This window comes from Halohasta litchfieldiae (genome assembly GCF_002788215.1).
Taxonomy (GTDB): Archaea; Halobacteriota; Halobacteria; order Halobacteriales; family Haloferacaceae; genus Halohasta; species Halohasta litchfieldiae.
This window is the reverse complement of record NZ_CP024845.1, coordinates 1041129-1053726: the sequence shown is the minus strand read 5'-3', so window position 1 is coordinate 1053726 and position 12598 is coordinate 1041129. Positions and strand designations below refer to the sequence as shown.

General features: G+C 61.7%; 9 protein-coding genes and 1 pseudogene. 8 read left to right on the top strand and 2 right to left on the bottom strand.

Features of this window, described 5'->3' with window-relative positions:
- Positions 1 to 67 precede the first annotated feature (67 nt).
- Positions 68 to 220: a hypothetical protein gene (locus HALTADL_RS17195; RefSeq protein WP_162551673.1), complete on the top strand. Its 153-nt coding sequence runs from the start codon at positions 68 to 70 to the stop codon at positions 218 to 220.
- Positions 221 to 412: 192 nt separating this feature from the next.
- A complete protein-coding gene (locus HALTADL_RS05330) occupies positions 413 to 784 on the top strand; it encodes a DUF2237 family protein (protein WP_089671250.1) in 372 nt (123 codons plus the stop codon).
- A gap of 17 nt (positions 785 to 801) precedes the next feature.
- On the opposite strand, the gene HALTADL_RS05325 is transcribed toward HALTADL_RS05330, so the two are convergent.
- Positions 802 to 3321, bottom strand: a complete 2520-nt coding sequence (locus tag HALTADL_RS05325; RefSeq protein ID WP_089671251.1) for a DNA topoisomerase I — start codon at positions 3319 to 3321, stop codon at positions 802 to 804.
- Between the two features lie 121 nt (positions 3322 to 3442).
- Between HALTADL_RS05325 and HALTADL_RS05320 the strand changes: the two genes are divergently transcribed.
- From HALTADL_RS05320 to HALTADL_RS05310, 3 genes and pseudogenes are all read left to right on the top strand, one after another.
- Entirely contained in the window at positions 3443 to 3724 is a 282-nt protein-coding gene (locus tag HALTADL_RS05320) for a hypothetical protein (protein ID WP_089671252.1), read from the top strand.
- 79 nt (positions 3725 to 3803) lie between these two features.
- A complete protein-coding gene (locus HALTADL_RS05315; RefSeq protein WP_089671253.1) occupies positions 3804 to 4457 on the top strand; it encodes an NAD-dependent epimerase/dehydratase family protein in 654 nt (217 codons plus the stop codon).
- Positions 4458 to 4539: 82 nt separating this feature from the next.
- Positions 4540 to 5942: pseudogene (locus tag HALTADL_RS05310) on the top strand (MATE family efflux transporter).
- 11 nt (positions 5943 to 5953) lie between these two features.
- Here the strand turns inward: HALTADL_RS05310 and gatB are convergent.
- The gene (gene gatB / locus HALTADL_RS05305; protein WP_089671254.1) at positions 5954 to 7444 is read right to left on the bottom strand and encodes an Asp-tRNA(Asn)/Glu-tRNA(Gln) amidotransferase subunit GatB; all 1491 of its coding nucleotides are present in this window, start codon (positions 7442 to 7444) and stop codon (positions 5954 to 5956) included.
- A gap of 207 nt (positions 7445 to 7651) precedes the next feature.
- Between gatB and HALTADL_RS05300 the strand changes: the two genes are divergently transcribed.
- The 3 genes from HALTADL_RS05300 (at position 7652) to HALTADL_RS05290 (ending at position 12588) form a co-directional block, all read left to right on the top strand.
- Complete coding sequence (locus HALTADL_RS05300) at positions 7652 to 7999, top strand: DUF7518 family protein (RefSeq protein ID WP_089671255.1); 348 nt, start codon at positions 7652 to 7654, stop codon at positions 7997 to 7999.
- A gap of 67 nt (positions 8000 to 8066) precedes the next feature.
- Complete coding sequence (smc, locus tag HALTADL_RS05295) at positions 8067 to 11693, top strand: chromosome segregation protein SMC (protein ID WP_089671256.1); 3627 nt, start codon at positions 8067 to 8069, stop codon at positions 11691 to 11693.
- Positions 11686 to 12588, top strand: a complete 903-nt coding sequence (locus HALTADL_RS05290) for a segregation and condensation protein A (RefSeq protein ID WP_089671257.1) — start codon at positions 11686 to 11688, stop codon at positions 12586 to 12588. Before smc ends, HALTADL_RS05290 begins: the two co-directional genes overlap by 8 nt.
- The last annotated feature ends 10 nt before the right edge of the window (positions 12589 to 12598 follow it).

The window sequence follows — 12598 nt, the reverse complement described above, 5'->3', positions numbered from 1 at the left end:
GCAGTCGCTGCGGAACTCACTATGCATAGCAGAGATAGTTTTACTCATACGTCTCCTTCGGTCGGTTGTGGTAGTAGACAGCCAGTGGCTGTCGCCACCGACATTTCGGTGGGACGTCCGGATCTCGCGCGCCAGCGCGGTCGACGCCAGCCCGTTCGGGGGAGCGGGCTCGTCGGGAGTCATTGGGGGATGGCTCCCGACCGTCGACGCATTCGGATGACTGCTGCCATACGGTTCGACAGGAGGGTCGTTCTGCTGGCGGACAGCGAGACGACTCGGCTGTCGAGACACTGTCGGTTTCGATGCAACGGCACCCGCTATGGGGGTGGCATGCCGGGCACCGACCCGCCACCACACGTTTTTCGATTATTTTGACCCAATAGCTATACCCTCCGTCTTCGGATGTCGACACATGCCATCGGACGAACTGAACGTCTTCGGCGATCCACTCGAACCCTGTAGTACGACTCCCGAAACCGGGTTTTTGCGCGATGGAAACTGTCGACACCTCGACCGTGATCCCGGTCGACACGAGCTCTGTGCGGTAATGACACAGGAGTTCCTCGAATACAGCCGCGAGCAGGGCAACGATCTGGTCACGCCGCGACCGGAGTTCGACTTTCCGGGCCTACATCCCGGCGACCGCTGGTGTGTCTGTCTCCCACGCTGGATCGAAGCCCGTGAGGCCGGTGCCGCCCCACCAGTCGTCTTGGAAGCAACAACCGAGGGTGTCCTCGACGAGCTTTCGGTCGACGAGCTTCAGGCGTACGCATACGAAGCGTAGGCACTGACTACGCCGGTTCAGTCGGCGTTGGCCTGCCAGTTCCGCACGGTGTCGGCACCGACGCCCTCGACCGCATCGGCCAAAGAGTCGGGATCGGCGTCTTTGAGTGCCGAAACGTCGTCGACGCCCGCGGTTTTCAGCTTGGCGGCGGTCTTTTCGCCGATTCCGCTGATGGTTTCGAGCTCAGAGCCGTTCTGTTCTGCCTGAAACTCCCGGTAGTTACAGATCGGACAGCCGAGTTCCCACGGCTCGTCGCCGCTGTGGACGATGAGTTCGGGGAGGTCGTGTTCCTCACACCGAGCGTCGGTGACTTCGATCTCGCCGCGGCGCGGCAGGGGCAGTGAGTAGTCACAGTCGGGATACCGCGTACAGCCGACGAGCCGCGAGCCGTTTCGGAGTCGCTTGATCGCCAACTCGCCGTCGTGTTCCCCACCACAGTCCGGACACACCCCAATAACGAGATCCTCTTCTTCGTCGGCCTCATCGGCCTTACACTGCGGACAGCCGTGGGTGAACGTCTTGCGCCCCGCGAGCATCTTCACCTCGTGGAGCTCGTGGTCCTCACACTCGTCTTCGAGAATGAGCGGTTTACCGGTCGACGGCAGCGGAAGCGTATACGTGCAGTCAGGGTAGCCGTTACAGCCGACGAAGTACGAACCGTGTCGACTCTTCCGAACCAAGAGGTCGTCGCCACACTCCGGACAGGGACCGAGCGTTTTGTCGGCTTTGAGGGATTTCTGGATGTGGTCGCCGACCGCCTCACGGGAGTCCGTGAGTTCGTCGAACACTAACTCCAACATCTCCTTGGATTCGGTTGTCACCTCGTCGTACCCCTTGTCACCGGCCGCAATCGCCTGCATATCCGCCTCCAGCTGGGCAGTCATATCCTCGCTGACGATCTGGTCGGCGTACTCCTCGGCGGCTTCGACGACCGCACGAGCAAGCATCGTCGGCCGCGGCGGATCGCTCTCGATGTAGCCTCGGTCGTACAGTTTCTCGATGGTGTGGTGACGCGTCGACTTCGTCCCGATCCCCATTTTCTCCATCGTTTCGATCAGCCGCGACTGACCGTAGCGCCGCGGCGGCTGGGTCTGTTTGTCCTCGATACGCGTCTCGGTGATCGCCAGCGATTCGCCCTCCTCGACGTCCGGAACGTGGGTTTCCTGCTGATTGAAATAGGGGTAGACCTCGTGGTAGCCTGCCTCTACCAACCGCTTACCGTTTGCTTTCAGTCGGAGGTCGTCGACGTCTGTGGTTTCGGTGGCTATCTCGGAGACGACTTTGAGGTGTTCCCACGTCGCATCGTCGGCAACGGTTGCGAAAAACCGGCGGACGACGAGTTCGTAGATCTCCCGTTCGTCCTCGGAGAGTTCGCCGCGGTCCGGTCGCTCGCCGGTTGGGTGGATTGGCGGGTGGTCAGTCGTTTCCTTGTCGCCGGCAGTTGGCTCGATTTCGTCGGCTTCCAGCAGGGATTCGGCATCCTCGCCAAAGGTTCGGTCATCGAGGTACGCTTCAAGAAGCTCTCTGGGGTCGAGATCCTCGGGGTAGACCGTGTTGTCGGTTCGCGGGTAAGTGATATAGCCCGCGGTGTACAGATCCTCGGCCATGCTCATCGCCCGCTGGGCCGAGTAGTTCAGCGAGCCAGCCGCCCGGATGAACTGGGTGGTGTTGAACGGCGCGGGTGGTTTGTCGGTTCGGGTCCGTCGACGCACCGAGTCGACGGTCGCGGCGTCAGTTGCGGCTAACACCTCATAGACGGCCTCCGCACGGTCGCCGTCCCAGACGCGCTCGGCCTCGTTGCCATCCTCGTCGCGGTAGAAGTACTGGGCCTCGAAGCCACCCTTGTCGGCCTTTTCGAGGTCAGCAAACAGTTCCCAGTAGTCTTCGGGATCGAAGGCGTCGATCTCGCGTTCCCGGTCGACGATCAGTTTGAGTGTCGGCCCTTGAACCCGACCAACCGAAATAAAATCGTCACCGAGCTGGCGAGCAGAAAGCGAGAGGAATCGAGTGAGCGCAGCCCCCCAGATGAGGTCGATCACCTGCCGGGCCTCGCCAGCCGCAGCGAGGTCGAAATCGAGTTCGTCGGGGTTGTCGAAGGCCTCCTGAACCTCGCGGTCGGTGATCGACGAAAAGCGAACGCGGTCGATCTCGACGTCCTCGTTGACCTCGCGGACCAGCTCGTAGGCTTCCTTGCCGATGAGTTCGCCCTCGCGGTCGTAGTCAGTTGCAATCGTGACCTGCGAGGCGTGTCTGGAGAGCGTCCGGATCGCCGAGACGATATTTTGCTGTGTGGGCTGTTTTTCGATGGGCGCGTCGATCAGTTCGACCGGTTCGACGTCCCGCCAGTCGTTGTACTCGGCGGGGAAGTCGACGCCGACGACGTGGCCGGAGAGACCGATGCAGCGTTTCCCGCCCCATTTGTAGACGTTGACGCCGTTTTCCCGGGTTGAATCGGCGGTGTCACCGCTCAAAATCTCGGCGATTCGCCGGGCAGCGTTGTCCTTCTCGGTAATGATCAGTGCGGGCCCGCGACTCATTAGCCCGGAGTACGCCGCTTTGTGGCCTAAAGCTTTCGTGCGAGTCGTTCATCCCCTCTCTGACTCACTGTTCGCTGTCGACCCCGCGAACTTTTTATCGCTCCCAACCAACTATTTGAGTATGCTGAAACTACTTATCGGACTCGTCGGTCTCGTCGAAGCGCTGTATCCGGATCGGTTTATTAGCACTCTGACTGATCTCAGCTACGACTACGAGGGTGAACCGCCGACAGCGAAACCGTGGGTCGTCACCGCTGCCCGAATCGAGGGCGTCGTACTGCTCGGCGTAGCGATTCGCGCGGCGATCAAAGCCGACTGGGCAGCCAAAGCCGATGCGGCGTCGACCGACACGGACGACTCCGACTCAACAGCGGAACCGTCGGGGACAGTCGACCGAATCTGATTGGTAGTCGATTCGTAACTCGATACAAACACACCCAGTCGACCACAACTCCCACGTACCTACCACCCCTACTGCGAGTATGGCACGGCTTCTCGTTGTTGGCGGAAGCGGATTTATTGGACGTGCGATCTGTCGACAGGCGGTCGCAGCGGGCCACGAGGTTCGAAGCGTCTCCCGGAGCGGACGTCCCGAAATAGCCTCGGGCCGCTGGGTTGAGGCGGTCGAGTGGACCAGCGCGGATCTGTTTAGCCCGCATGCGTGGCGCGACCGGCTCCGCGGTGTCGACGCCGTTATCCACAGCGTTGGCATTGCCCACGAAAAGCCAAAGCAAGGAGCGACTTACGAGCGATGCAACGGCGATTCGGCGATTATCACGGCGCTGGAGGCCGAACGCGCTGGGGTCGAAACCTACGTCTTTCTGTCCTCGGCGGCCAACTATCCGACCGCCCGGCGGGCCTACCTCCGGTCGAAGCGACGGGCCGAACGCGCCGTCGAAGATCTCAACATGGAAACGGTCGTGCTGCGGCCGGGTGCGGTCTACGGCCCCGGACAGCCGCATTTTCCCGAGCCGTTCAACTGGCTCTGTCGACTCGTCGCGGAGATCGAGCCGCTCGCCGAGCGACTCGGCGACAGGCGTCCGCTCTCGGTCGACCGGGTCGCTGACGTCGCCCTTGAGTCGGCGGTCGACCCCGACACACGACTGCTGACTGTCGAGGATATCGCACGCAAGTAGCGTCGCAATCACATATAATCAAATATGATGTGGGTTCGATCCAGCAGAGGTGGCTATCGTGAGTAAGAGTTCGCCAGTCGACATGACGACGGGGGCGATCACGCCGCGGCTGTTCTCGTTAGCGTGGCCGCTGGTGTTGGGGAACCTGCTGCAGACGTTCTACAACCTCGCGGATATGTTCTGGGTCGGCCGTGTCAGTGGCGAGGCCGTCGCCGCCGTCTCGCTGATGTTTCCGTTGTCGTGGATGTTCGTGTCGACGGCGATGGGGATCACGGCGGCGACGATTGCGCTGGTCTCGCAGTACATCGGCGCGGGGAATAGACGGGAGGCCGACCGCGTCGTCGGCCAGACAGCGCTGTTGACGACCGCGGTTGCTACTGTGTTGCAGGGGTCGGGCTGGCGTTTCGTCAGCCGCTGTTGTCGACCATCGGCGCGCAGGGCCAAGTGTACGTCGAGGCGCTCGGGTATATCGAGGTCATCTTTCTGTCGCTGCCGCTGATTTTCCTGTTTTTCGCGTTTCGGGCGGCCCTGCAGGGTGCTGGCGACACCAAGACTGCGATGTGGTTGATGCTCCTTTCGGCGGGGTTGAACGTCGTTATCGACCCGATCTTCATCCTTGGCTGGGGGCCGGTCCCGGCCCTCGGCACGCAGGGAGCGGCGATAGCGACATTTATTGCTCGCGGCGCGGCAGTGGTCGCTGGGATCGGAATTCTGCTCACCGGTGGGTATGGCGTCCGGCTCCGGCTCAGTGATTTAAAACCCGACTGGAAACTCCAGCGTCGACTAATCGAGATCGGGACCCCAGCGACAATTGATGGCTGGGCTCGGAGCTTTTCGTCGGTCGTGATGGCGGCGTTCGTCGCCCAGTTCAGCGTCGCCGCCATCGCCGCTTACGGGATCGGCCTCCGATTGATGTCGATTTCGTGGACTGTCGCCGGTGCCGTCGGACAGGCCACCGCCACCGGTGTCGGCCAGAACCTCGGAGCCAACACGCCGGACCGCGCCGCCGAGGTGGTTTGGAAGGCGACCGCCGCAACGATGGCGGTCCTGTTTGCGGCGGCGGGGCTCGTTGTCACGTTTCCGGCAGTTGCCATTGGGATCTTCATCGACGATGCCGCGGTGATCGCTGAGGGGATCGTCTTCCTCCGGATCGTCGCGCCCTCGTGGGCCTTCTTCGGCGGCGTCATGGTGATTCAGGGTGGGTTCCGCGGGGCGGGCGTGACGAAAGTCGCCATGGTGTTGTCGTTCCTCTCGCGGTGGATCTTCCGGGTGCCGGTCGCGCTCGTGTTGGCGTTCGGCTGGGTCTACACGCTCCCCGGCGGCCTCACGGTCGCGGCTTTCGACTGGGGCGTCGACGGCCTCTGGTGGGCCTACGCTGTCGGCGCGCTCGGCTCGTTTGTCGTCGCTGTCTTCTGGTTTCGGCTGGGTACGTGGAAAGGTGGCGTGGTCGACCGTGAGGAACCGACCCCGGCTCCAACCGATTGAAAAGGGTCGGCCTACTCGGCCAGTTCCGCACGGAGCAGTTCGTTGACGCTGCCGGGATCGGCCGACCCCTGCGATTTCTGCATCACTTGGCCGACGAGGAAGTTCAGTGCGCCACCCTCGCCGTTGTGGTAGTCCTCGACGGCGTCAGGGTTTTCCTCGATAGCTTCGCTGACGAAGCCTTCGATCTCGCCCTCGTCGGCCTTCCCGAGTCCTTCGCGGTCGATGATCGTCGCTGGGTCGTCGCCCTCGTCGAGCATCTCCCGGAGCACGATCTCCTCGGCGTTTTTCGTCGTGACTTGGTCGCTGTCGACCAACTCGATCAGTCGCTCGAACTCGTCGAGCCGGTCTTCGACGTCGGTGATTGCCATATCGCGATAATTCAGCTCGCCCAGTAGGTTGTCGGCGACCCACGTCGCAGCCAGATCAGCGTCGAAGCTCTCGGCGACCGCCTCGAAGAAGTCCGCCACGGCCTTCGTCGAGGTGAGTTTCGAGGCCGACTCGCTGTCGAGACCGTACTCGCTTTGGAACCGTTCGCGGCGGGCATCCGGCAGTTCGGGAATCGATATTTCGTCCTTCCAGTGGGCGACTTCGAGCGGCGGCAGGTCGGCTTCCCGGAAGTAGCGGTAGTCGGCCTCGGACTCCTTCGAACGCATCGAGACCGTAATTCCACGGGATTCGTCCCAGTGGCGGGTCTCGGTTTCGATCACGCGACCGCGGCGGACCGCGTTCTTCTGGCGGGTGACCTCGTAGGCGAGTGCCTTCTCCGCGCCTTTGTGGCTCGAAATATTCTTCACCTCGGTTCGATTGGCATCCGCAAGGACGTCATCAGATATCGAGCCGTCTTCGTCGACGTCCTCGGCCTCAACCAGCGAGATATTGGCGTCGACACGGAGACTGCCGTCGCGGGTGGCCTCGAACACGCCCAAATATTCGAGGACGCCTTCGAGTTTGGCGAGGAACGCCCGGGTCTCCTGTGGCGAGCGGAAATCCGGCTCGGTGACGATCTCGACCAGTGGCGTTCCGGCCCGGTTGTAGTTGATCAGCGAGTAGTCGGCGGTGTCGATGCTGCCGCCCTCGTGTTGGAGGCTGCCGGGGTCTTCTTCGAGATGGGCACGCGTGATGCCGATCTCGCGGCGCTGGCCCTCAACGGAGATTTCGAGGCTCCCCTGCTGGCAGATCGGGGCGTCGTACTGCGTGAGTTGGAAGTTTTTGGGGAGATCGGGGTAGTAGTAGTTTTTCCGGTGGAAGGTGGTCCGTTCGGGGATGTCGGCGCTGAGTGCTTTGCCGATCTTGACGGCGGCCTCGACCGCGCCCTCGTTGAGGACCGGGAGTGCGCCGGGGAGTCCCAGACAGACGGGACAGGTGCGGGTGTTGGGCTCTTCGTCGTCGACGGCGGTGGTCGAACAGTTGCAGAAAATCTTGGTCGACGTTTCGAGCTGGACGTGAACCTCCAGCCCGATTACGACCGCGTGTTCTCGGTTTTCGGCGGCCTGCGCAGTCATTACCCGGGATTTGCTACCCGGCGGCTAAAGGCTAACGGAGCGTAGCCTCGGCGCTGTCGTCTTCGTCGACCGGTTCTGGCCCGCGTTCAACGACACGTACGGCAGCGCCGTCTCGGTCACGGGCTGCTGATCTCACTCCTCTCATCTTTCAGCTGTCACACACGTGTCTGACACAGCTTTATGAGTCCGTGGGAACCTTCAACAATCATGACTAATCGAGTCGACGATCTCGAAAGCGAGATCGCAGAGCTCCGTGCGGCGGTCAACGGCCTGACCGAAGAACTCGTCGAGACCAAAGCCCGGGTCCGCGAACTCGAAAACGAGGCCGACGCCGAGCCCGAACCCGAGGAATCGACAGCAGAGACCGACTTCGTCGACGCCGATCCGGTCGCACCGACGTCCGAGACGACCAAAAGTGACGACCACGTCGAGGTCGTCGAACAGGAGCCGAGCAACGAGGAGGGTGCGACCTCATTCGAAGCTGATAACCCCGACGAGACGAAGGAGTCGACAGAAGACGACGAGACCGTCCAAGGCGACATTATCGTTGCCTGAGGCGGTTGCGAACCCGATATCCGGACGCGTCTCGCTCCCCGGCGGTCACAGCCGCCGACAGTAACTCATGCACATTTCAGCCCTCGTCTTAGACGGTTTCAAAAGCTTCGGCAGACCGACGCGCATCCCCTTCTACGAGGATTTTACGGTCATCACCGGCCCTAACGGGTCGGGCAAATCGAACATTATCGATGGTGTCCTCTTTGCACTCGGACTCGCCCGCACTCGCGGCATCCGCGCCGAGAAGCTCACCGATCTCATTTATAATCCCGGCCACGACGGCGAGGAAGACGCTGGGGGTGGCACCCGCGAAGCCAGCGTCGAGGTCATCCTCGACAACAGCGACCGTACCCTCTCCCGTGAGCAGGTCGTCACCGCCGCCGGAAGCGACCGTATCGGCGACGTCGACGAAATCACGATCAAACGCCGGGTCAAACAGACCGAAGATAACTACTATTCGTACTACTATCTCAACGAACGCTCGGTGAATCTCGGGGATATTCAGGACTTGCTGTCGCAGGCCGGAATCGCCCCCGAGGGGTACAACGTCGTGATGCAGGGCGACGTCACCGAGATCATCAACATGTCAGCGTTCCAGCGCCGCGGCATCATCGACGAAATCGCTGGCGTCGCGGAGTTTGACCAGAAGAAGGAGGCCGCTTTCGAGGAGTTGGAAGCGGTCAAAGACCGAATCAACGAGGCCGCTCTCAAGATCGAAGACAAGGAAAACCGGCTCGAACAGCTCGCCGACGAACGGGATACGGCGCTCGAATACCAGTCCCACCGCGAGGAAAAATCCGAGTATGAGGGGTATCTGAAGGCCGCCGAACTCGAAGACAAACGCGAGAGCCTCGCCAACACCGAGGCCAAGATCGAAGAGTGTGAAGCCACGCTCGAAGACCGACAGGCGACGCTCGATACCAAACAGGGTCGACTCACCCGACTCGAAGACGAACTTGAAGACCTGAACCGCGAGATCGAACGCAAGGGCGAGGACGAACAGCTTGCGATCAAACGCGAGATCGAGTCGGTCAAAGGCGAGATCGATAGACTCGAAGGCCGGATCGAAACCGCCGAGGAGCGCGTCGAGGAGGCCGAAAACGAGCGCCGCGGTGCGTTCGTCGAACTCGATCGCAAGCAGGAACAGGTTGAGGAACTCGAAAGCGAGATCCGCGATCACAAGGTCAAGAAAGCCTCGATCAAGGGGACCGTCCAGACCAAGCAGTCCGAACTCGAAGAGATCGAAGCCGAGATCGAGAACGTCGACACCGAGTTCGACGAACTGAAAGCCGAACTCGCTGCGGAAAAAGAACGGCTTGAAGGGCTCAAATCGGATGCCAACGAGGCCCAGCGCGAGAAGGACCGCCTGTTGGACGACGCGAGGCGGCGATCCAACGAGGTCACTGAAGCCCAGAACGATCTCGAAGCCGCCCGTGAGGATCTCCCCGACCTGAAGGCGAAACTCTCGGAACTCCACAGCGAACTCGACAAAGCCGAGAAGAACGCCGAGAAAATCGAGTCGACCATCGAGACGCTCCACGAGGAGCGAACCGAACTCAAAACGGAACTCGACGCGGTCGACGACGACCTCCGCGAGAAACAGTCGGAGTACGCCGAACTCGAAGCCCGCGCCGACGACAGCGGCGACACCTCGTGGCCCCGCGCCGTGACGACGATTCTCAACGCCAACAAGCGCGGTGTTCACGGTGCAGTCGGCGATCTGGGGAGCGTCGACGGCGAGTATGCGACTGCCTGTGAGACCGCCGCCGGTGGCCGACTCGCAAACGTCGTGGTCGACGACGACGGCGTCGGCTCGGACTGCATTGATTTCCTGAAATCCCGGAACGCAGGCCGGGCGACGTTCCTCCCGATCACGAAGATGGACGACCGGAGCTTGCCGCGGTTGCCGAACGATCCGGGCGTCGTCGACTTCGCCCGCAATCTGGTCGACTACGACTCGAAATTCGAGTCGATCTTTTCGTACGTCTTGGGGTCGACGCTCGTCGTCGAGGATATGCAGACCGCCCGCCAGTTCATGGGCGATTTCCGGATGGTAACCCTCGACGGCGATCTGGTCGAACGCTCGGGGGCGATGACCGGTGGCTCCGGCGGCGGCTCACGGTACTCCTTTTCGCACTCCGGCGGTGGGAAAATCGAACGGATCGCCAAGGAGATCGCCAAACTGGAGGACAAACGCCGCAGCCTCGATTCGGAGATCCGGGAGTTGGAAAGCGATATCGACGATGCCCGGGACCGCAAATCCGACGCCACCGAAACGGTGCGCTCGGTCGAAACTGATCTCGAACGCACGCGTGAGGAGATCGACGACACCGAAGCCACAACCGAGCGGCTCGAAGCTCGCCTAGAGGAGATCGAAGCCGAACGCGAGGAGGTCACCGAGGAGATGGAGAGCGTCGACGACCGGCTCGACGAACTCGAAACCGAACGCGAGGCCGTCGAGGAGACCATTTCCGAACTGGAAGCCGACCTCGCGGATTCGAAGATCCCCGAACTCACCGCTGAGGCCGACGAGATCAAATCGGAGATCGACGACCACAAAGACCGAATGGAGAAGATCGACGGCCGGATCAACGAAAAACAACTCGAACTCCAGTACGCCGAGGAGGCCATCGAGGAGCTCCACGACACGGTCGAAACGGCCCAAAACCGGAAGGCAGAGGCCAAAGACCGGATCGCGGAGCTGGAGGCCGAAATCGAAACCAAAGAACAGACGCTCGACGACAAACGCGAGGCCGTCGAGGAACTCGAAGCCGAACTCGTCGACCTCAAAGCCGCCCGTGAGGATCTCAAAGCCACCGTCAAGGCCGCCAAAGCCGAGCGTGACGAGGCCCAAGAGGCCGTCGCCGAGATCGAATCCACACTCCAGACTCACCGCGAGACGGTCGACCGGCTCGAATGGGAGATCGGCGAACTCGAATCGGCAGTCGGCGACTACGACCCCGAGGAGATACCCGACCACGACGAGGTCGAATCGAAAATCGAGACACTGGAAGCGAAGATGGAGGCACTCGAACCGGTCAACATGCTGGCCATCGAGGAGTACGACGAGGTCGAAGCCGAACTGGAGACGCTCACGGAGGGTAGGGACACCCTAACGGAAGAACGAGACGGGATTCGTGACCGCATCGATCAGTACGAATCCCAGAAGAAGTCGACGTTCATGGAGGCCTTCGAGTCGATCAACGATCACTTCACGGATATCTTCTCACGGCTCTCGGCGGGGAGCGGCGAACTCGTGCTTGAAGATCCCGACGACCCATTCGAGGGTGGATTGACGATGAAAGCCCAGCCAGCCGACAAACCGATCCAGCGACTGGCGGCGATGTCAGGCGGCGAGAAATCGCTGACCGCACTGGCGTTCATTTTCGCTATCCAGCGACACAACCCCGCGCCGTTCTACGCGCTCGACGAGATCGATGCCTTCCTCGATGCCGTGAATGCCGAACGCGTCGGCGAGATGGTCGACGATCTGGCTGGCGATGCCCAGTTCGTTGTCGTCTCTCACCGCTCGGCGCTCCTTGAACGCTCCGAGCGAGCGATTGGCGTCACGATGCAGGACGACAACTACAGCGCCGTGACCGGGATTCAGTTCAGCGAGGACGACGCTGCGGAGGGTGAGGATGGCTCGGATGACGACCCCGACGCAATCGAGGAGGCCACAGCCGATGACTGAGTCCCCGGAGATCGCGGGGCTCGGTTCGGCCCCAGCTGACGTGTCGCCGCCCGACGAGGTCGACGACGATGACGTCGAGCCGGTCGAACTCTTGGTCCAACTGGCCGAAGACGGCGAGATCGATCCGTGGGATATCGATATCGTCGACGTGACCGATGCGTTCCTCTCGAAGCTCGCCGAGACGGACCTTCGGACGAGTGCGCGTGCGCTGTTTTACGCCAGCGTGTTGCTCCGAATGAAGGGCGATCAACTGCTCGCCGATCCACAGGAGGAACCTGAGCCGGAACCCGAGCCGTGGGAACAGGCGATGGATGCGGCTGGCGACGAGGAAATGGAGCCCGGATTCGACCCTGTCGACGCCCTCGAAGACGAAATGGACCGTCGACTCGACCGGAAAAGCACGCGTGGCTCGCCCGAAACCCTCGATGAGTTAGTCCGCGAGCTTCGGGAGGCCGAACGCGACAACTGGTGGAAACGCCGCCGGGAGTACGACACCTCCGACTCCCCACAGGGGTTCAGCCGTGGCACCCAGACGGTCGACTACCGGTCGGCTGACGAGATGCGTTCCGAGGCCGAGCCGACCGAAAACGACGTGACGGGGACCACACACACCGAAGACATCGATCAGGTCATCGACGACGTAATTGGCGTTCTCCAGCCGCAGTTCGACAAGGGACGGGCCGAGCTTCTGTATACAGAAATTAAGACGGCGGGTGGTCGACCATTTATGACCTATTTAGCGCTCCTGTTCCTCTCTCATCGCGGCCGCATCCGACTCCAGCAGGACGACCTGTTCGGTGATCTGTGGGTCCAAGACCCCGAAGCCGTCGAAGAGAGCGACGATGACGATCCAACTGTCGACACTGAGCCGGAAGCCGAGCCAATCGCCGACTGACTCGTTGGCC

What these genes read in the sequence shown, in the direction of transcription:
- HALTADL_RS05330 (WP_089671250.1), top strand. Translation starts at nt 413, where the DNA reads ATGCCATCGGACGAACTGAACGTCTTCGGCGATCCACTCGAACCCTGT.
- HALTADL_RS05325 (WP_089671251.1), bottom strand. Translation starts at nt 3,321, where the DNA reads ATGAGTCGCGGGCCCGCACTGATCATTACCGAGAAGGACAACGCTGCC.
- HALTADL_RS05320 (WP_089671252.1), top strand. Translation starts at nt 3,443, where the DNA reads ATGCTGAAACTACTTATCGGACTCGTCGGTCTCGTCGAAGCGCTGTAT.
- HALTADL_RS05315 (WP_089671253.1), top strand. Translation starts at nt 3,804, where the DNA reads ATGGCACGGCTTCTCGTTGTTGGCGGAAGCGGATTTATTGGACGTGCG.
- gatB (WP_089671254.1), bottom strand. Translation starts at nt 7,444, where the DNA reads ATGACTGCGCAGGCCGCCGAAAACCGAGAACACGCGGTCGTAATCGGG.
- HALTADL_RS05300 (WP_089671255.1), top strand. Translation starts at nt 7,652, where the DNA reads ATGACTAATCGAGTCGACGATCTCGAAAGCGAGATCGCAGAGCTCCGT.
- smc (WP_089671256.1), top strand. Translation starts at nt 8,067, where the DNA reads ATGCACATTTCAGCCCTCGTCTTAGACGGTTTCAAAAGCTTCGGCAGA.
- HALTADL_RS05290 (WP_089671257.1), top strand. Translation starts at nt 11,686, where the DNA reads ATGACTGAGTCCCCGGAGATCGCGGGGCTCGGTTCGGCCCCAGCTGAC.